A 19,737-nucleotide genomic window follows, 5' to 3' on the forward strand; every position below is an offset into this window, starting at 1 on the left:
AAAGTATTAACGTTCGTGTTTTACGAACATTAATACTTTATTCATCGCGATTTTGCCGATTTATCTGAATTAAGGCAGAATATTGCCCGCTGCTTTGTAGACGTCATACCACTCTTCTCTCGTCAAGACGATTTCAGAGGCTTGGGCGATTTCTTCGATACGATGCGGTGTCATCGTTCCCGCAATTACTTGGATATTCGCTGGGTGGCGCAAAATCCAAGCAGAAGCAATCCCTGTCGGTGTTGTATGGTATTTGTCTGCTAATGCAGTCAATCTTTCATTTAATTCTGGGAATTTCTCGTTGCCGATAAAGACACCTTCAAAGAAACCATACTGATAAGGTGACCATGCTTGGATCGTCATGTCATGTAAGCGTGAGTACTCTAGAATTTCGCCATCATGATCCACACTGCCGTCATCCGTCATATTGACGTGAATGCCTTGATCGATCATGCCAGTATGCATAATACCAAATTGTAATTGATTGGCTACTAATGGTTGTGATACATATTTTTTCAACAATTCGATTTGTCCAGGTTTTTGGTTGCTGACACCAAAATGTTTGACTTTGCCATCTTTTTCAAGCTGATCAAAGGCTGCGGCTACTTCTTCTGGTTCAAACAACGTATCTGGACGATGCAGCAATAACGCATCTAGATAGTCTGTATTCAACCGCTTCAAGCTGCCTTCCACTGAAGCAATGATATGTTCTTTAGAAAAGTCGAACATTTTACCAGGTACGATGCCACATTTAGATTGGATAAACAATGCTTCCCGCTTCGCATCTGTTTTCGCCAAAGCATCGGCAAAAATCGTTTCACATTCGCCGCCGCCATAAATATCCGCATGGTCAAAGAACGTAATCTCGTTCTCGATCGCTGTTGTTAATACTTTTACAGGGTCTTTGGCGTTGTTGATGCGCATCAAGCCCAGAATAACACTAGAAACCTCAATATCTGTTGGTCCAAATTTCATTTTTTTCAATGCGTGTTCCTCCTTTATACAGTACCATTATATTTTAACACAATGTTATGAAAACGCTATACAGATTATTCGAAAAAAAAAACAAAAAACTGTCAACCTTCCGATTGACAGTCCGCTGTTTCGGTTCTATATTTCTTTCGCTAATCGCAAGGCTTTATCCCCTATATCCTTGCGGTAAAACAAACCGTCTAACGTCAGTTCATCAATGACCTGATACACGCCAGTTTGCGCAGTTGCTAAATCTTGCGCCGTGACCTCCACTAGCATCACCCGACCACCGTTTGCGACCAAAAGATTTTCCTCAGCAGACGTTGCGACACCAGCATAATACAATTGCGCAGCGTCTGGCGCTTCTGTTGGTACGATCATCCCTTTTTGATAGATGCCAGGATACCCTTCAGCAGCCAGGACCACACCAATGGACGCTTGGTTGTTCCAAACAATTTCCGGTTCCTCATCGGCCAAGAGCGCGCTGATGATCTGCGGCAACGAACTATCAAGACGATTCAAGACGACTTGGGTTTCTGGATCGCCAAAGCGGGCATTGAATTCGATGACTTTCGGCCCTTCTGCCGTCGCGATCAATCCGGCGTATAAAATCCCGATAAACGGTGTGCCATGATCAATCATTCCTTGGGCCGCTGGTCGCAAAACTTCCCGTACCGCTTGATCAACGATGGCTTGACTGATTTGTGGTACTGGCGAGTATGCCCCCATACCACCAGTATTTGGTCCTAAATCATGGTCAAAGGCACGCTTATGATCTTGGGCGATCACCATTGGATAGACCTTCTCCTGATTGACAAAAGCCAACAACGAAAATTCTTCCCCTGCTAAAAATTCTTCAACGACGACTTTGGCGCCGCTCTCGCCAAAGGCATTTTGCTCCAGCATCGCTGTCACTGCGTCAAAAGCTTCTTCAAGCGTCAATGCGACAACCACGCCTTTGCCAGCCGCTAACCCATCCGCTTTGATGACGATTGGTGCACCTTTGTCTGCTATATAGGCTTTGGCCTCGCGGCTGTTGCTGAAACTGCGATATGCCCCTGTCGGAATCTGATTAGCGACCATGATTTCTTTGGCAAATTCCTTTGATCCTTCAATCATCGCTGCTTGCTTACTTGGGCCAAAAATCGGTAAACCAGCAGCACGAAAGTCGTCCACAATACCATTCAATAATGGTACTTCAGGCCCAACAAAAGTCCAAGTGATCTGCTGGTCGATGGCAAAGTCGATCAGCCCTTGATGATCTGATTCTGCAATCGCAATCAAGTCAATGCCATCTTTTTGCATCCCGGGATTCCCCGGGGCACAAAACACCTGCTGTACTTCTGGATCTGCTAAACATTTTTTGGCGATGGCATGCTCTCGACCACCACTACCGATAATCAATAATTTCATTTGGTCCACCTACTTTTAATGTTTGAAATGACGGACGCCAGTGAAGACCATCGTTACGCCATATTTATCCGCCATGTCGATCGACGCTTGATCCTTGATACTGCCACCTGGTTGGATGATTGCTTTGATGCCATGCTCAGCCGCATAAGCGACACTATCATCCATCGGGAAAAAGGCATCGCTGGCTAAAACCGCACCATTGATCATTCCACTGGCTTCTGCTTGTTCAATCGCAAGTTTAACGGAACCTACGCGATTCATTTGTCCAGCTCCGATGCCGACCGTTTGCTGCTGGTTGGCTAAAACGATAGCATTTGATTTGACATGTTTGACCGCTTTCCAAGCAAAGGCCAAAGCTTCTGCTTCTGCCGCTGAAGGGGCCCGCTTCGTAACCACTTGCCAATCATCCGCTGTTTCTATGCGATCATCTTGGTCTTGAACCAATAAGCCGCCTAAAACCGAAACGATTTCTGGTTCTTTGGCAGTTTCTGCGAAAGTCACTGTCAATAAACGCAAGTTTTTCTTTTTCGTCAGCACGGCTAATGCATCGGCTGCAAAACTAGGCGCGATCACGATTTCTAAAAAGATCGTAGCAAGTTGTTCAGCGGTCGCTACATCAACTGGGCGATTCAAGACAACTATGCCACCAAAAATCGATACAGGGTCTGCTTCAAAGGCTTTTGCAAAAGCAGTTGCAATCGTATCAGCTGTCCCAATACCACAAGGATTCATATGTTTCAAGACCACCGCAGCCGGTTCACTGAATTCTTGCGCGATTCGCAAAGCGGCGTCGGCATCTTTGATATTGTTATAAGACAATTCTTTGCCGTGAATTTGTTCAGCGCTGGCAATTGAATATGGTACTGGCAAAGCAGATTGATAGAACAACGCCCGTTGGTGACTATTTTCACCATAACGCAATGTTTGTTTCAATGTATAGGCCTTCGTCAACGTTTCCGGTTGTTCTTCCGCAACGAGATCCGTTAGATACCCAGCAATCAGTGCATCATAAGCAGCTGTATGGCGAAAGACTTTGGCGGCTAATTTTTTTCGGGTATCCATTGTCGTCTCTCCGTTTGCCAATTCTGCCAAGACCACCTCATAATCGGTTGGATCTACCACGACAGTCACAGCAGCAAAGTTTTTGGCCGCCGAACGCAGCATGCTTGGTCCGCCGATGTCGATGTTTTCAATCGCTTCAGCTTCAGCAACACCTTCTTTACTGATTGTTTCTTTAAAAGGATACAAGTTGACTACGACCAAATCGATTGGTCGGATATTATGCTGTGCCATGGCTTCCATATGACTTGATAGATCACGTCGTCCTAATAGACCGCCATGGATCAGTGGATGCAATGTCTTCACTCTGCCATCCATCATTTCGGGAAAACCTGTGACTTCTTCGATGCTGATCGTTGGTAGATTTGCTGCTTCTAAGGCTGCTTTGGTTCCTCCAGTGGAGATGATTTCTATATCCATGTCATGCAATGCTTGTGCGAAGGCGACAATTCCATTCTTATCTGAAACGCTGATCAATGCTCTTTTTTTCAAAATACTACCCCTTTTCAGTCAGTTCAGCCAATACAGCTGGATATAATTGATGTTCGATTTGATGTATTTTTTCCGTCACGGTCGCTAATGTATCATTCGCCGTGATCCGAATCATTTCTTGGGCGATGATTGGTCCGGTATCAATTCCATCATCGACATAATGGACTGTGGCTCCTGTGATTTTGACCCCATAATCAAAGGCATCCGCTATGCCGCTTTTTCCAGGAAAGCTGGGCAACAATGATGGATGAATATTGATGATGCTGCCCCGGTATACATGTAGCAGCGTTGGACCGATAATCCGCATGTAGCCAGCCAACACAATCAGGTCGATTCGCTGTTCCTCTAGGATACGCAATAGTTTTGTCTCGTAATCAGCTTTGGTCTCATAGCCTTTCGGATCAACAAACCTGTGCAAGACACCGTCAGCAGCGGCTTTGTCCAGCACAGGTGCGTCTTGACGGTCTGACAATACCAACGCCAATTCTACTTGAGGTAAGCGTCCATTGGCAGCTGCCTCAGCGATGGCACGATAATTGGAGCCTGTTCCTGAGGCAAACACAGCGATTCTCATCGTATTTCCTCAACAAAACGAACGGCCGCCTGGTCTGCTGATTCAAGTGCTACCACTTTGCCGATCATATGAGCTGGTTCCCCATTTGCAGCCAGCAAATCAAGGATTTCGCGGCTATTTTCCGGTGTTGCTGCAATGACCATACCAATGCCCATATTAAAAATTTCATACAATTCATGTGCAGGAATATCACCAAGAGACGCAATCAATGAAAAGATCGGTAAAACATCCCAAGTCCCTAACTGAATCTCAGCGCCTAATCCAGCTGGCAACATGCGAGGAATATTTTCAACAAATCCGCCCCCCGTAATGTGGGAAAGTCCCGCCGCCAATCGTTGTTGCAAAATTGGTTTTAACGCATCCACGTAAATTTTGGTGGGTTCCAACAAGACATCTCCTAAAGATTGGTCCCCCAACTCGGCAAAAACTTCATCTCCTGTTAATCCCGCTTGCTCAAATAGGACTTTTCTCACCAATGAATAGCCGTTCGAATGGATGCCTGATGATGGCAATCCAATCAAATGATCGCCTGCTTTGATCGACTCTCCGGTCACTAGTTGCTGTTTTTCCACGATACCTACCGCAAAACCGGCTAAATCATATTCCTCTGGCGCATACATGCCAGGCATTTCAGCCGTCTCGCCACCAATCAGTGCGGCACCAGCTTGCACACAACCTTCTGCTACACCTGCAACGATTTGTTCGATTTTGGTGGGATCATTTTTGCCCACTGCTACGTAATCCAAAAAGTAGAGTGGTTCTGCTCCTTGGGCCACGATATCATTGACACACATCGCTACACAATCGATACCGATCGTCTGATGCTGATTACGTTGGATCGCCAATAACAGCTTGGTGCCGACGCCGTCTGTTCCAGAAACCAACACTGGCTCTTTCAACTGATAGGCAGAGAGGTCAAAGCAACCGCCGAAACCACCAATTGCGCCCATCACGCCTAAACGCTCTGTTCTTTTCACATGTTTTTTGATCCGTTCAACTACTTCATAACCAGCGTGAACGTCCACGCCAGCCTTTGCATACGCATTTGCCACTTTTTTTCCTCCTTGGGTTGGATAAAGTAAACACCTTGATTGCCGTGATGAGACACGCTGTACCTTCAGCCACGGCATGTGATCATCAGCCTGCCTTTGATTTACTCCACAGATGCCAAATAACTCGCTTCATAGTCATACAAAGGGGTTGGATAATCTCCGTTGAAATACGCCATGCATAACCCTGAATAAGGGGCATCAAATTGCAAGCCAATTGCCTCAATCAACCCATTTTCACTCAAAAACGCAAGAGAATCTGCTTCAATTTTTTCACAAATCTCCGCTTCGCTATATTGTGCCGCGATCAACTCTTCCCGTGTCTGGATATCAATGCCGTAAAAGCAAGGATACTTTAACGGGGGCGACCCAATCCGCACATGAACTTCTTTGGCACCTGCTTCTTTCAACAACTGAACGATCCGCCGTATCGTCGTTCCTCTAACGATCGAATCATCAACTAGAATTACCCGTTTTCCTGCCACGACACCACGGACTGCAGATAGCTTCATCCGCACGCCTTGCTCCCGTAATTCTTGCGTCGGTTGAATAAACGTTCGGGCAATATACTGATTCTTGACCAATCCCAATTCATACGGAATGCCAGAAGCTTCTGCATATCCGCTAGCGGCGGACAAGGAAGAATTCGGTACACCGATCACCATATCTGCGTCGATTGCAGCTTCTTGTGCTAGCAGACGTCCCATATTCTTACGGGCACGATGCACATTGACGCCGGCAATATTCGAATCAGGCCGCGCAAAGTAAATAAATTCCATTGAGCAGATTGCCGGTTGCACATCATCCGTGTACTGCTCAATCTGCACACCATCATCATTGATGATCACCACTTCACCAGGTTTGACATCACGAATAAATGATGCCCCGATCACTTCTAAGGCACAGGTCTCTGAAGCGACCACATAGGCACCGTTGACCATTTGGCCAATCGACAACGGCCGGAAACCATTGGGATCGAGTGCTGCGATCATTGAATCTTCTGTAATCAATAAGTACGCAAATCCACCCTTGACCTGATTCAATGCCTCTTTGATCCGATCCATAAATACAGGTTGACTGCTGCGGCGGATCAGATGCATCAAAATCTCAGTATCTGAATTTGAATGAAAAATCGCCCCATCCGTTTCTAACGCTTTACGCAATGTTTTGGCATTGGTCAAATTGCCATTATGAGCCAACGCAATCTGCTGATCAAAAAACTTAAATAAAAACGGCTGGATGTTATCGACACTGCCATTGCCTGCAGTCGCATAACGCACATGTCCTATGGCCGCTTCCCCCGTCAAGCGATCCAAAATACGCTCATCTGAAAAGACTTCTGCCAGCAAACCAAGATCGCGATGTCCAGAAAGCTTGCCTTGGTGGTTGGCGACGATTCCTGCACCTTCTTGACCGCGGTGTTGCAAACTATGCAAGCCAAAATAAGTCACACGGGCGGCGTCTGGATGACCCCAGACACCAAAGACACCGCACTCCTCATTTAAACTTCTTACTTCATAAGACATGGAATCGCATCCTCCCATTTGGCTTTGGCCTCATTAACCGGCACAACAAAGGTTTCATCTTGCGTGCGAAACATCATCTCGCCTGAGGCAGTCACTTGTCCCACTTGTTTGGCGGCATCTCCTGCTATGGCTTCAAAAGCCTTTTGGTTTTCTTTTGCTATGGAAACGACAAAACGTGATTGTGTTTCAGCGAACAACCAAGTGGCAGGCATATCAAACGTTGCCTCAAAACCAAACCCGCCGCCGAAAGCCGCTTCGGCCATCGCAACAGCCAATCCGCCCTCGGCACAATCGTGGGCACTATTGATGACACCCGCTTGAATCCCTTGCAACACAATGTCTTGATGTTTCTTCTCAGCCGCTAGATCAAATGCCATCAATCGACCCGCAATGTCTTTGGTCAATAACTTCTGGATTTCACTGCCATTAAAATCAGCCTGGGTGGCCCCAATCACATAAATCAGATCATCCGCCTGTTTGAAGTCTTGTGTCGTGATATGCGCCAAATCTTCAATCAAACCAACCATGCCAATTACAGGTGTTGGATAGACCGCTTGTCCATTTGTTTCGTTGTACAATGATACGTTTCCGGAAATCACTGGTGTAGACAAAGCTGTACATGCAGCTGAGATACCATCCGCAGCTGTAGCCAGCTCCCAAAAGCCTTCCGGTTTATCTGGAGAACCAAAGTTCAGGCAATCCGTGATCGCCAATGGTTTGCCACCAGATGCAACAATATTTCTGGCAGCTTCCGCCACCGCGATCTGTCCACCTACTTCAGGATCAAGATACAAATATCGCCCATTGCAATCTGTCGTCATCGCCAATGCTTTGTTGGTTCCTTTGATGCGAATCACTGCCGCATCACTACCTGGTCCGACCACTGTATTGGTCCGTACTTTTGAATCATAGGTTTCGAATATACTGCGTTTTGAAGCAATCGTCGGTTGTTGCAGCAACTGCAAGAACAAGTCCTTAGCAACCCCTTGTGGTTCAAAATCAGCCAACGCATGAAATCGAACAATTCGTTCTGGTTCAGCCATCGGCTTATGGTACGTCGGCGCATCTTCTGCCAATGCATCAACTGGCAAGTTCGCCACTTCTTCACCATGATGGAACAACCGATAATTGCCATCATCTGTTACTTCACCGATAACGACTGCATCTAACTCATATTGCAAAAATAATGCTTCTACTTCCGCTTCATGGCCTTTTTTGACACAGATCAACATCCGCTCTTGTGATTCAGACAACATCATTTCATAAGGGGTCATGTTGGTTTCTCTTTGTGGGACATCATCAAGGTACAATTTCAGACCAGAACCAGCTTTTGACGCCATCTCGGCACTAGAAGAAACCAAACCTGCAGCCCCCATATCTTGAATCCCTACTAAAATCTCTGCATGATCCACAATCAACTCCAAACACGCTTCCAACAACAGCTTCTCCATGAAAGGATCTCCTACTTGCACGGCTGAGCGTTGTTGTTCTTCGCCTTCGACGAATTCTTCAGAGGCAAACGTCGCACCATGGATGCCATCGCGTCCTGTTTTCGCTCCGACATACATGATCGTATTGCCAACACCTTTGGCTTGTCCTTTTTGGATATCTTTGTGCTCAATGATCCCCACACACATGGCATTGACCAATGGGTTTCCTTCATAACAAGGGTCAAAGGCAACTTCTCCCCCCACAGTCGGGATGCCGATACAATTGCCGTAACCGCTAATTCCAGCCACGACCTCTTCTAACAAATACTTCGTCCGTTGGTTGTCTAATTCGCCAAAACGCAACGAGTCCAAGATAGCCACCGGCCGCGCGCCCATACTAAAAATATCGCGAATGATACCGCCGACACCGGTTGCTGCTCCTTCATATGGTTCCACAGCAGATGGATGATTGTGGCTTTCTGCCTTGAAAACAACCGCTAAATCGTCCCCGATATCAACGATTCCCGCACCTTCTCCCGGTCCTTGCAAGACATGTGGTCCGCTTGTGGGAAATTTTTTCAAGACCGGTTTAGAATTCTTGTAAGAGCAGTGTTCACTCCACATTACGGAAAACAAGCCGGTTTCAGTATAATTAGGCAACCGACCCAATATATCCTCACTGATCATTCGGTATTCTTCTTCAGTCAATCCCCATTGTTCATACAGCTTGGTCTCTTTGATTGCTTGGGGAGAGGGTTCATTCGAAAGTAATTTATCCATTCACTGGCACCTGCCCATAATTTTTTAGGATCGAAGCAAAGAAACGCTTGCCATCTTCAGAACCCAACAAAGATTCCATTGCTCGTTCCGGATGTGGCATCATTCCCAATACATTGCCGGCACGATTGCAGATTCCTGCAATATTGTGGATACTGCCGTTGACATTCTCGGTATAGCGAAAAACGATCTGATTGTTGGCAACCAGTTCTTGATACGTTTCTTCATCACAATAATAATTGCCTTCACCATGGGCCACGGGAATCGTAATGACTTCATCCTCGGCATATTCTGAGGTGAATGCCGTTTGATTATTAACGATCAGTTGGACCGGTTTACTGATAAAATGCAAGGATTTATTCCGTTGCAACACCCCCGGCAGCAAACCTGCTTCTGTCAAAATCTGAAATCCGTTACAGGTACCAAAAACTGGTTTGCCCTCTTCGGCAAAACGAATCACTTCAGTCATGATCGTCGAAAAACGCGCAATTGCGCCACAACGCAGATAATCACCATACGAAAAACCACCAGGCAATAACACACCATCAAATCCCGCCAAGCTATCAGCATCATGCCGCACATACGCTGCTTCTGCACCCATAATATCTTTGATCGCCCACATCAAATCGACATCACAGTTTGATCCCGGAAAAACAATCACTGCGAATTTCATACACTGACTTCCTCCAATAATGAGATTTCATAGCGATAGGTTTCCATATTGACATTGGCTAACAGTTTGTCGCAAATCGCTTCGATTTCTCGCTGCACATCTGTTTCAGTTTTCTCATCTAAAGCAGCTACCTTGATTTCAAAATATTTACCGATCCGAATCGACGTGACATCTTGGTATCCCAAACGATGAACAGCCCCTTTTACCGCCTCTCCTTGAGGATCCAAAACAGATTCTTTATACGTAACATAGACTTTGACTAAATACATGATGAAAACTCCTTTTCTAATCGATTGTATACCTCTTGATAGACCGGCAAAATATCACCTAGATCACGACGATAAATATCTTTGTCCAAATGGTTATTTGTGGCCATATCCCACAAACGGCAAGTATCCGGTGAAATCTCATCGGCCAAAAGCAAGTGCCCCTGCGCCGTTTTGCCAATTTCGATTTTAAAGTCGATCAAGCGAATATCGATTTGCGCAAAAATATGCTGCAAAGCGCGATTGACCGTCAAAGCTAACGTCCGCAGTTGTTGGCGTTCCGCTTCAGTTGCTAAACCAAGATAGGCAATATGGTCATCGTTGATAAACGGGTCATCCAATGCATCATCTTTGTAATAAAACTCAACGATTGGCTGCGGTAAAGTCGTGCCTTCTTCAATGCCCAATCGTTTAGAGAAACTCCCCGCCGCCACATTGCGTACAACAACTTCTAAAGGGATCATATCTACCATTTCGATCAATTGTTCGTGTTTAGATATGATTTTAATGAAATGACTTTGAATGCCTTCTTGGGCCAGCAATTGAAAAAGAATACTCGTGATTTGATTATTCAAGGCGCCTTTGCCTTGGATCGCATCTTTTTTTTGACCGTTCAAGGCTGTCGCTTGGTCAAGATATTCGACTCTTAACTCTTTTGAATCGGGTTTTTTAAATAATTTTTTCGCTTTTCCTTCATAAAGAAGCACTTCCGTTTCCATACGCCACCTCATTCAATCTTTCAGATTCACACAGCAATGACACTTCTGTTGATTGATTCTATTTTAGCAACCGTTCGAAAAGGGGTCAACGAATATATGGACATTTATCAGATGTTTTTCTCCGAACGTTCGTATTTATTAACAGATACTTTCTAGCTATTCTCTTGCCATAGCGCATCTCGTCCAAATGAAGCGTTTACATCATTTTTGTTTCATGCTATTATAAGATCGTAATCAGGATCATTCGAGGAGGCGTAGATCTATGTGGTCGCTTAAGGAACGTGCCGATCATTTTTTGGCCCATTTGACAGACAAAGAAAGAGTGGCATTGCATAACGAATTGCTGGCCGTCAATCAAATTGTGGCGTTGAACCAGCAAACCAGCTTTTATGCATTTGGTTTACTAAAGAAAGGCAGTCGTCCCCACTATCTTGAAGAACGAAAACGGGTATTGCAGTATCGGAATGGTGTCAATGAAGAATTGATCATTCACCAGATCCACCGCCAGCACTTGTTTAAACACATCTATTCTTTCCGCGTCTATTTTGACTTAGTGGAAATGGATGCAGTATTTATCGATGTTTTATTGGAACGATTGCAAGCGCTGCAGTCCGCCCCTCTGTGGACACCCAAACTAGCTTGAGTGTGGAAAAAGAATGCTCCTGTCATAAAATGAAAAAGGTAAAGCACGAATCTTTTCGTGCTTTTTTTTGTTATACTGTACATAGTGAAAAGAAAGGACTTGACTATGCTATTTACAAAAGAACATTTTGATATATTTACAACTGACACACTGGAAGCGCGTATGGCGCAGATCCGCGCCCAGATCCAACCGGTATTCCAACAGATCGGTGATGCAGCGATTCCTTTATTCGAAAAAGAGTGCCACGTTCCCTTTTATCTCCATATCGCGCAGCATCGCCGCCGCACAGTGTATCCTCCTGCAGAAACATGGGCAGGGATCGGACCAAATAAGCGGGGGTACAAAATGGATGCCCACTTTCAAATCGGGATCAACGCCGACTATGTTTTTGTTTGGTTAAGCGTGATCGATCAACCGAAAAACCAACAGACCATTGCTGATGCTTGGCTTGACGCGCCAGATTTATTTTCAGCATTACCTGCTGACTTTGTGCTTTCGCCGGACCATACCCGGTACGATGTTGTTTCTATCAGCGAATGGCCCGCAGCACTGTCACGTTTGAAGACCATCAAAAAAAGTGAATGCCAAATTGGTAAGATATTTCCCAAAGAACAAATCAATGAAGCGACCCTGTCAGACATCTTAGCTGCCTATGAAGCATTACTGCCCTTGTACATGCAACGACATGGCACCAAAGAAAAGGAGTCGATCAAATCATGAATAAATCCCGCAGAAACAAACCAGTTACATCAACCAAGCGCAAATGGGTATGGTTGTTGCTCCCTCTTGCAGCCCTACTGATTGGCGGCGGTTTTTATGGGTATCAGACCTATCAAACCAATCAAAAAATGAACGCAGCCAAACAGGTGCTCACAACATTCGTCAATGCGTTGAAGGACAATGACTTTGACGCACTCCCTGCATTGATGACCGAGAATAGTTTAACCGAAAATCATTACGATCAAGACCAATTGATTGAGAAGTATCAAGCCATCTTGACAGGGATCGGTGCTGAAAATTATACAAGCGATGATGTGACCGTCACCCAAAACACTCAGAATGCAGATGTCTATGATTTCACTTACACAGCATCCATGTCGACTTCTTTGGGTGAATTGACCGATTTAACATACAGTGGCAGCATTGCCGTTGATGGCGATCAAGCGTTGATTGAATGGTCTCCTGAATTGATTTTTCCAACGATGAGCGGCAATGACAAAGTCAGTATCACTGTCGACAACGCCAACCGCGGTGCAATCCTGGATCGCAACAAGCAGCCATTGGCAGAAAACGGCACCCTTTACCAGCTAGGCGTTACCCCTGGTCAATTGGGTACCGGCGATGAAAAAACGGCAAATATCAAAACGATCGCCGCACAGTTTAATATGACAGAAGACACAATCAATGCCGCACTTTCTCAATCTTGGGTCCAAGACGATTATTTTGTCCCATTGAAAATCGTGGACCAAACCGCTAATTTGCCGACCGGCACATCAATTCAAGAAACATCCGGCAGAACCTATCCCCTTGGAGAAGCAGCCGCACAATTGATTGGCTATATCGGCACCGTCACTGCAGAAGATATTGAAAATAATCCTGAATTATCTAGTAATAATCAAATCGGCCGAGCAGGCTTGGAAGCAGCTTATGATCAAGAGCTGCGTGGCGAAAACGGTGGTCAAATCTCGATCACGGATGAAAACGGCACGGAAAAAGAGGTCTTATTGGCCAAAGAACGCCAAGACGGAAAAGACATCCAACTGACGATTGATCAAGAAGCCCAGCAAATCGCCTTTGATGCATTAAACGGCCAAGCGGGTGCCACCGTGGTCTCTGAACCAAAAACGGGCGATCTACTGGTATTAGCCAGTTCACCTAGCTATGACCCTAATTTGATGACCAATGGCATCTCGCAAGAAGCTTATGATGCCTATGAGAATGACGAAAAATTGCCATTCATTAGTCGTTTCACTACCTCCTATGCACCAGGTTCAACCTTTAAAACCATCACAGCTGCCATTGGATTGGAAAACGGGACGATCGATCCCGATACATCTGTAGCGATTTCTGGACTCAAATGGCAAAAAGACAGTTCATGGGGTGATTATTATGTGACACGGGTAACGGATGTCGCTTCTGTCAATTTAGAACAAGCCTTGGTCTATTCGGACAATATTTATATGGCACAACAAACCTTAGCTATGGGGGAAGATGCATTTCGTGAAGGTTTGTCCTCCTTGATTTTTGGTGAAGATCTAGACTTGCCATTTTCAATGAACGCTGCTCAGATTTCAAACGATGATACCTTCGATTCCGAGATTCTTTTGGCCGATACTGGCTATGGTCAAGGTGAACTGTTGATGAATCCGATCCAACAAGCAACTACTTACTCCGTCTTCGCCAATCAAGGGACACTTGTTTACCCTAAATTATTGCTGGATGCCGATACCAGAGACAAAGCTGTCTTCAAAGCTGAAACCATCACCCAAATCAATCAAGATCTAACAGCCGTTGTGTCTGATGAAAATGGCACCGCCCATACATTGGCTAGCCTAGGCATACCATTAGCAGCCAAAACCGGAACCGCTGAAATCAAAGAAACACAAGACGAACAAGGACAAGAAAACAGCTTCCTCTTCGCGTTTGACAGCGAAGACCAAGGCTACCTTCTGTTGTCGATGCTCGATGACCGGGAAGAAGGTCAATCAGCAACCAAATTGGCACCGGATTTGTTAACCTATTTGGCTGGGAAATACTGAGGAATTCGTTTTCCATTTCCAGTGTCACAAGATAAAAAAGAAGCTTTGCCTATCCTTAGACGGCAAAGCTTCTTTCTGTTTTATTCCCCTAATCCTACACGTTCGAAAATCGTATCGACTTGCTTTAAATGGTGGCGATAATCGAAGGCATCGTCTAAATCTTCAGTGGTTAAAATCGACATAATTTTTTGATCTGCTTCTAATAACGGTCTGAAATCGGTTTGCTCATCCCAAGCTTCCGCTGTTTTCGGTTGGACCAAATCATACGCTTCTTCTCGAGTCAGTCCATGATCGATCAGCTTCAATAATACCCGTTGGCTATATATCAAGCCGAAGGTCGCATTCATGTTGCGCTTCATATTCTCTGGGAAGACCGTCAAGTTTTTGACGATATTGCCAAAACGATGCAACATATAATCAATCAAGATCGTGGTATCCGGTACAATGATCCGTTCTGCAGAAGAATGCGAGATATCCCGTTCATGCCACAATGAAACATTTTCATAGGCTGTCACCATATGTCCCCGTACGACACGGGCCAAACCTGCCATATTTTCAGAGCCGATTGGATTGCGTTTATGCGGCATAGCAGAAGAGCCTTTTTGCCCCTTCGCAAAGAATTCCTCCACTTCTCGGGTCTCAGACTTTTGTAATCCGCGAATCTCTGTCGCAAATTTTTCAATACTTGTCGCAATCAATGCCATAGCAGAAAAATATTCTGCATGAAGATCCCGTGGCAAGACTTGGGTGGAGATGTCTTGTGGGCGAATCCCTAGTTTTTCACAGACATACGTTTCTACAAAAGGTGGAATGTTGGCAAATGTCCCCACCGCACCACTGATTTTCCCTGCTTCTACGCCAGCCGCAGCCCGTTCAAACCGTTCCACATTGCGTTTCATTTCAGCGTACCATAATGCCAGTTTCAAACCAAATGTGGTTGGCTCTGCATGGACACCATGGGTTCTGCCCATCATGACTGTATCTTTATACTCTTTGGCTTTGTTGCCCAATATCTCAACAAAACGCGCAAGATCTTCGCGAATCAGATCATTGGCTTGTTTCATCAAATAGCCATAAGCAGTATCCACAACATCCGTTGATGTCAATCCATAGTGGACCCATTTGCTTTCAGCACCCAAAGATTCTGAAACAGCACGGGTAAAGGCAACCACATCGTGTCTTGTTTGCGTTTCGATTTCCAAGATTCGGTCGATATCAAAAGTGGCATTCTCACGAATCAAAGCCACATCTTCTTTCGGGATTTCTCCTAATTCAGCCCACGCTTCGTCTGCCAAAATCTCCACTTCAAGCCAAGCTTGATAGCGATTCTGATCGGTCCAAATTGCACCCATTTCAGGTCTTGTATAACGCTCTAACATGTCATTTCTCCTTTAATCCCAAATATTGGTTTGATAGATTTCTTCTGAAACTTCGGCAATATCCTCGGTCAAAATCGTGATATGTCCCATTTTGCGACCTTTTTTGGCTTCTTCTTTTCCATAATAATGAAATTGCCAATCTGGTTTGACAGCAATCAAATCATAGGTATCTGTCAAAACTTCGCCTAACACATTGACCATCAATGCAGGTGACAATAAATCAACTTCTGGTAATGGCCACCCGCAAATCCCGCGAATATGGGCATCAAATTGACTCATCGAACAAGCTTCGATCGTGTAATGACCAGAATTATGCGGCCGCGGTGCCAATTCATTGACATACAATCCGCCACTCTTGGTCAAGAACATTTCGATAGCCAAGACACCTTGCAAGTCCAATGCTTTGGCAATAATATGGGCGATTCGTTTGGCTTCTTCAGCCACTTCTGGATCGATCATTGCTGGTGCAATCGTTTGATGCAAAATATTGTTTCGGTGAATGTTTTCCACCACTGGAAATGTGGTAAACGTTTTGCCATTCCCCGCAACTAAAATCGATAATTCCTTTTCAAATGGAATCCAAGCTTCTAATTCACAGGTTCCTTCTCGCAGTAAATTCATTGAAGGCGCAAGATCAGCAGTGCTATATAAGACATACTGTCCTTTGCCGTCGTATCCGCCGCGGGTGGTTTTCAACACACAAGGATAACCAATACTTTCGATCGCGTCTTGAATATCCGTTGGACTGATAATTGTGGCATAAGGTGCAATCACAATATTATTGGCTTCTAAAAATGATTTTTCTAATAAGCGGTCTTGGGTGATCGCCAATAGATCGGTTCCTTGAGGAATGCTGGCATAAGGCAAGATCGAATTCAACGCTTCGACGCTGACGTTTTCAAATTCATAGGTGATCACATCTGCTCGGCGCGCCATCTCTTCTAAAGCAAAAACATCATCATACGCTGCAACGATATGCCAATCTGCGACTTGTGCCGTAGGACAATTTGCTGCTGGGTCTAGGACGCCGACACGAAAGCCCATTTTTTTTGCACTCATTGCCATCATCCGTCCTAATTGACCGCCGCCGACAATGCCGATGGTGCCATTAGGCATTAATGGTTTCATCAAGTTGATCACTACTTTCCATTACGATTTCTTTTATATTATTTCTTCGCGCATCTAATTTCTCCGCTATCTTTAAATCATACATGGAAAGCATCTGTCCTGCAAGTAGTCCTGCATTAGAAGCTCCTGCTTTTCCGATTGCAGTTGTCGCTACTGGCACGCCAGCTGGCATCTGAACGATGGATAGCAGTGAATCTAATCCATTCAACGCTTTCGACTGGATCGGCACACCAATGACAGGTAATGTCGTCTTAGCAGCCACCATACCAGGCAGATGGGCCGCCCCACCAGCTCCTGCTATGATGACCTTTAGTCCATTTTCTCTCGCCTGTTCAGCAAAAGAAAACATCAAATCTGGTGTACGATGTGCAGACACAACTTTTTTCAAATATGGAATCTCTAACTCATCTAAAATCGCACAGCTTGCTTGCATTGTTTCCCAATCCGATGTACTGCCCATGATTACAGCCACTAATGGTTTCATCTTATCTCCTCCAATGATTGATTGCACATGATTGAACGTATCAAAAGCTTGTAACAAATACGTGTCACTTCTTCCTAAATACTAGCAACAGAGGGAGGAAAAGTCAAAACGATTTCGAACTATTTTATAATTTACCACCCGAATGTTCGCTTTATACTCGTTTTAATCAATAAAATCGTACTACAACACTTCTTCAACACATTTTTCACGAAAAAAACCAGATGTCCTTTGCTATTTCTAACAAGGGATACATCTGGTAGTGTATGTGTTAAGAACACCAAAGACTACGCTTCTTTCGTTGTCTCTACAGAAAAAGTTGTGGCACTTTCTTCAGCCTTTTTTGGTAGGCCATTAAAGAGTACATTCAATACAATTGCTGTTAGGCTACTCATCACGATGCCATTGCCAGTGAACATTTGCAGCGTTTCTGGCATCTGGCTGAATAAAGCGGGCATCGTGTTGAATCCTAACCCAAAACCAATCGACACTGCGATAATCAGTAGATTTTTGTCGTTGGCATAATCAACTTTGCTCAACATTTTCATACCTTGAACAGCCACCATACCGAACATGACCAGCATCCCGCCACCTAATACAGCTTCTGGGATGATCTGGGCGATTGCACCTATTTTCGGAAAAAGACCCAATATGATCAGAAAGATTGCGGAGAAAAAAATGGGTTTTCGAGTTTTGATCCCAGATAATTGCACCAAACCAACATTTTGAGAAAAGCCGGTATAAGGGAATGTATTAAAGATGCCCCCTAGAATTACCGCCAACCCTTCTGCCCGATAGCCTCTTTTCAGGTCATTGCCAGTAATAGGTTTTTCAGTGATATCGCCTAACGCAAAATAGACACCTGTCGATTCGACTAAACTCACGATTGAAATAATGATCATCAACAAGATCGACCAAACATCGAAGGTCGGTTTGCCAAAATAAAAAGGTTGGGGCAAATGAAACATCGGCGCATGACTGATTGCAGATAAATCAACAAGGCCAAGAAAAGCCGCCAAAATCGTTCCCCCTACGAGTCCAACCAACACAGCAATCGAGCGCACAAAGCCTTTGCCTACTACTTGCACGCCAATGATCAATGCAATCGTCACAAAACCGATCAGCAAGTTGGTGCTGCTGCCAAATTCAGCAGCTGCAGCATCGCCGCCGCCAATCTTCGTAATAGCGACTGGAATAAGTGTCAATCCAATCACTGTGATCACAGTCCCCGTCACTAATGGGGGGAACAAGACTTTGATTTTTGAAAAAATCCCAGCGATCAACACGATGAAGATACCCGCTGCGATGACGGCACCATATATGGCGGTGATCCCAGATTTGGTCCCTATCAGAATCAAAGGAGACACAGCTTGGATCGCACAACCCAACACAACTGGCAATCCGATACCGAAGAAACGTGTCACAACTAATTGCAACAAGGTTGCCACACCACACATGAAGATATCGATCGAGATCAAATAGGTCATTTGGCTTTCATTGAATCCCAAGCCAGTACCAATCAATAAAGGGACTGCCACAGCACCAGCATACATAGCCAACAAATGCTGCAAACCTAAGACAGCAGCACGACTATTGGTTTCTTTCATGTTAGGCATCTCCTTCTAGAAAGGCTGCTTCTCCATCAGATAAAGAGGCAATACGGGCCAATGACACCACAGGGATCGCCATATCTTCTAATAACGCCCGGCCAGATTGGAAAGACTTTTCAATCACGATGCCAATCCCCACCACTGTTGCGCCGGCTTGTTGGCACAATTCGATCAACCCTTTGGCAGCTTGTCCATTGGCTAAAAAATCATCAATGATCAAGACTGTATCTTCTTTGGATAAGAATTTCTTTGAAATCGATACTTGGCTTGTCACTTGCTTGGTAAATGAATACACAGAAGCCGTCAACAGTTCTTCATTCATCGTCAAACTCTTCGCTTTACGGGCGAAAATCATGGGTACCGCTAATGCCTCAGCTGTATACAATGCCGGTGCGATCCCAGATGCTTCAATCGTCACGACTTTCGTGATGCCTTTGTCTTTAAACACATCTGCAAAGGTATTGCCGATTTCTTTCATCAAGTGGGGATCGACTTGGTGCGTCAAGAAAGCATCGACTTTCAATACACCTTCATCCAATACATTTCCTTGTTCTTTGATACGTTCAACCAATTTTTCCATCCTAACGTTCGTTCCTTTCTATTTCATCCTAAAAAAAGACACTTCTTCTGCGAAAAGCAAAAAAAGTGTCCTCAGGCACGATTTTTACTCATAGTCCAATATTTAAGGTATTGGGTAGATACTGTCGACCATATTTCGACGATATACAAGTAATTTTTTATGATAAAATCGATTATGCCTTGATTTGATTAAAATAGCAAGTCCAGA

Annotated in this window: 18 protein-coding genes and 1 riboswitch; of the genes, 3 read left to right on the forward strand and 15 right to left on the reverse strand. The window is 44.8% G+C overall.

What is annotated here, in order from left to right; all coding sequences use genetic code 11:
• Positions 1-69 precede the first annotated feature (69 nt).
• The 10 genes from A5886_RS08780 to purC all read right to left on the reverse strand — a co-directional run bounded on the left by A5886_RS08780 (position 70) and on the right by purC (position 10,950).
• Complete coding sequence (locus tag A5886_RS08780; RefSeq protein WP_373404601.1) at positions 70-975, reverse strand: aldo/keto reductase; 906 nt, start codon at positions 973-975, stop codon at positions 70-72.
• A gap of 135 nt (positions 976-1,110) precedes the next feature.
• Positions 1,111-2,385, reverse strand: coding sequence for a phosphoribosylamine--glycine ligase (gene purD / locus A5886_RS08785; RefSeq protein ID WP_086274607.1), 1,275 nt, complete (start codon positions 2,383-2,385; stop codon positions 1,111-1,113).
• Between the two features lie 15 nt (positions 2,386-2,400).
• A complete protein-coding gene (gene purH, locus A5886_RS08790; RefSeq protein ID WP_086274608.1) occupies positions 2,401-3,936 on the reverse strand; it encodes a bifunctional phosphoribosylaminoimidazolecarboxamide formyltransferase/IMP cyclohydrolase in 1,536 nt (511 codons plus the stop codon).
• A gap of 4 nt (positions 3,937-3,940) precedes the next feature.
• The gene (purN, locus tag A5886_RS08795; protein WP_086274609.1) at positions 3,941-4,510 is read right to left on the reverse strand and encodes a phosphoribosylglycinamide formyltransferase; all 570 of its coding nucleotides are present in this window, start codon (positions 4,508-4,510) and stop codon (positions 3,941-3,943) included.
• Positions 4,507-5,562, reverse strand: coding sequence for a phosphoribosylformylglycinamidine cyclo-ligase (gene purM / locus A5886_RS08800; protein WP_086274610.1), 1,056 nt, complete (start codon positions 5,560-5,562; stop codon positions 4,507-4,509). The genes purN and purM overlap by 4 nt, the downstream gene beginning before the upstream one ends.
• A 101-nt stretch (positions 5,563-5,663) precedes the next feature.
• Positions 5,664-7,085 (reverse strand): amidophosphoribosyltransferase, encoded by a 1,422-nt coding sequence (gene purF / locus A5886_RS08805; RefSeq protein WP_086274611.1) that lies wholly within the window; start codon positions 7,083-7,085, stop codon positions 5,664-5,666.
• Complete coding sequence (gene purL, locus A5886_RS08810; protein ID WP_086274612.1) at positions 7,070-9,295, reverse strand: phosphoribosylformylglycinamidine synthase subunit PurL; 2,226 nt, start codon at positions 9,293-9,295, stop codon at positions 7,070-7,072. Before purL ends, purF begins: the two co-directional genes overlap by 16 nt.
• On the reverse strand, positions 9,288-9,965 hold the full coding sequence (gene purQ / locus A5886_RS08815) for a phosphoribosylformylglycinamidine synthase subunit PurQ (protein WP_086274613.1): 678 nt from the start codon (positions 9,963-9,965) through the stop codon (positions 9,288-9,290). The genes purL and purQ overlap by 8 nt, the downstream gene beginning before the upstream one ends.
• Positions 9,962-10,234: a phosphoribosylformylglycinamidine synthase subunit PurS gene (gene purS / locus A5886_RS08820; RefSeq protein ID WP_086274614.1), complete on the reverse strand. Its 273-nt coding sequence runs from the start codon at positions 10,232-10,234 to the stop codon at positions 9,962-9,964. Before purS ends, purQ begins: the two co-directional genes overlap by 4 nt.
• Positions 10,225-10,950: a phosphoribosylaminoimidazolesuccinocarboxamide synthase gene (purC, locus tag A5886_RS08825; RefSeq protein WP_086274615.1), complete on the reverse strand. Its 726-nt coding sequence runs from the start codon at positions 10,948-10,950 to the stop codon at positions 10,225-10,227. The genes purS and purC overlap by 10 nt, the downstream gene beginning before the upstream one ends.
• Positions 10,951-11,212: 262 nt before the next feature.
• Here purC and A5886_RS08830 point away from each other — a divergent pair, with 262 nt between their 5' ends.
• The 3 genes from A5886_RS08830 (at position 11,213) to pbp4 (ending at position 14,352) form a co-directional block, all read left to right on the forward strand.
• A complete protein-coding gene (locus A5886_RS08830) occupies positions 11,213-11,593 on the forward strand; it encodes a hypothetical protein (protein WP_086274616.1) in 381 nt (126 codons plus the stop codon).
• A gap of 105 nt (positions 11,594-11,698) precedes the next feature.
• Entirely contained in the window at positions 11,699-12,313 is a 615-nt protein-coding gene (locus tag A5886_RS08835; RefSeq protein WP_086274617.1) for a DUF1054 domain-containing protein, read from the forward strand.
• Positions 12,310-14,352: a penicillin-binding protein PBP4(5) gene (pbp4, locus tag A5886_RS08840; RefSeq protein WP_086274618.1), complete on the forward strand. Its 2,043-nt coding sequence runs from the start codon at positions 12,310-12,312 to the stop codon at positions 14,350-14,352. Before A5886_RS08835 ends, pbp4 begins: the two co-directional genes overlap by 4 nt.
• An 80-nt stretch (positions 14,353-14,432) precedes the next feature.
• Here pbp4 and purB read toward each other — a convergent pair whose 3' ends face one another.
• From purB to A5886_RS08865, 5 genes are all read right to left on the reverse strand, one after another.
• Positions 14,433-15,731 (reverse strand): adenylosuccinate lyase, encoded by a 1,299-nt coding sequence (gene purB, locus A5886_RS08845; RefSeq protein WP_086274619.1) that lies wholly within the window; start codon positions 15,729-15,731, stop codon positions 14,433-14,435.
• A 12-nt stretch (positions 15,732-15,743) separates the two neighbouring features.
• A complete protein-coding gene (gene purK / locus A5886_RS08850) occupies positions 15,744-16,871 on the reverse strand; it encodes a 5-(carboxyamino)imidazole ribonucleotide synthase (RefSeq protein ID WP_086274620.1) in 1,128 nt (375 codons plus the stop codon).
• Entirely contained in the window at positions 16,840-17,343 is a 504-nt protein-coding gene (gene purE, locus A5886_RS08855) for a 5-(carboxyamino)imidazole ribonucleotide mutase (protein ID WP_086274621.1), read from the reverse strand. Before purE ends, purK begins: the two co-directional genes overlap by 32 nt.
• Positions 17,344-17,627: 284 nt before the next feature.
• Positions 17,628-18,947: a nucleobase:cation symporter-2 family protein gene (locus tag A5886_RS08860; RefSeq protein ID WP_086274622.1), complete on the reverse strand. Its 1,320-nt coding sequence runs from the start codon at positions 18,945-18,947 to the stop codon at positions 17,628-17,630.
• Position 18,948: 1 nt separating this feature from the next.
• Complete coding sequence (locus tag A5886_RS08865; protein ID WP_086274623.1) at positions 18,949-19,530, reverse strand: xanthine phosphoribosyltransferase; 582 nt, start codon at positions 19,528-19,530, stop codon at positions 18,949-18,951.
• Between the two features lie 71 nt (positions 19,531-19,601).
• Positions 19,602-19,699: riboswitch (purine riboswitch) on the reverse strand.
• Between the last annotated feature and the right edge of the window lie 38 nt (positions 19,700-19,737).

Source organism: Candidatus Enterococcus testudinis (genome assembly GCF_002140915.1).
In the GTDB taxonomy this organism is placed as follows: Bacteria; Bacillota; Bacilli; order Lactobacillales; family Enterococcaceae; genus Enterococcus_D; species Enterococcus_D testudinis.

Bases quoted from the DNA above. Each gene is read 5' to 3' on its own strand.
- A5886_RS08780 (WP_373404601.1), bottom strand. From the start codon at position 975: ATGAAATTTGGACCAACAGATATTGAGGTTTCTAGTGTTATTCTGGGC.
- purD (WP_086274607.1), bottom strand. From the start codon at position 2,385: ATGAAATTATTGATTATCGGTAGTGGTGGTCGAGAGCATGCCATCGCC.
- purN (WP_086274609.1), bottom strand. From the start codon at position 4,510: ATGAGAATCGCTGTGTTTGCCTCAGGAACAGGCTCCAATTATCGTGCC.
- purF (WP_086274611.1), bottom strand. From the start codon at position 7,085: ATGTCTTATGAAGTAAGAAGTTTAAATGAGGAGTGCGGTGTCTTTGGT.
- purL (WP_086274612.1), bottom strand. From the start codon at position 9,295: ATGGATAAATTACTTTCGAATGAACCCTCTCCCCAAGCAATCAAAGAG.
- purQ (WP_086274613.1), bottom strand. From the start codon at position 9,965: ATGAAATTCGCAGTGATTGTTTTTCCGGGATCAAACTGTGATGTCGAT.
- purS (WP_086274614.1), bottom strand. From the start codon at position 10,234: ATGTATTTAGTCAAAGTCTATGTTACGTATAAAGAATCTGTTTTGGAT.
- purC (WP_086274615.1), bottom strand. From the start codon at position 10,950: ATGGAAACGGAAGTGCTTCTTTATGAAGGAAAAGCGAAAAAATTATTT.
- A5886_RS08830 (WP_086274616.1), top strand. From the start codon at position 11,213: ATGTGGTCGCTTAAGGAACGTGCCGATCATTTTTTGGCCCATTTGACA.
- A5886_RS08835 (WP_086274617.1), top strand. From the start codon at position 11,699: ATGCTATTTACAAAAGAACATTTTGATATATTTACAACTGACACACTG.
- pbp4 (WP_086274618.1), top strand. From the start codon at position 12,310: ATGAATAAATCCCGCAGAAACAAACCAGTTACATCAACCAAGCGCAAA.
- purB (WP_086274619.1), bottom strand. From the start codon at position 15,731: ATGTTAGAGCGTTATACAAGACCTGAAATGGGTGCAATTTGGACCGAT.
- purE (WP_086274621.1), bottom strand. From the start codon at position 17,343: ATGAAACCATTAGTGGCTGTAATCATGGGCAGTACATCGGATTGGGAA.
- A5886_RS08860 (WP_086274622.1), bottom strand. From the start codon at position 18,947: ATGAAAGAAACCAATAGTCGTGCTGCTGTCTTAGGTTTGCAGCATTTG.
- A5886_RS08865 (WP_086274623.1), bottom strand. From the start codon at position 19,530: ATGGAAAAATTGGTTGAACGTATCAAAGAACAAGGAAATGTATTGGAT.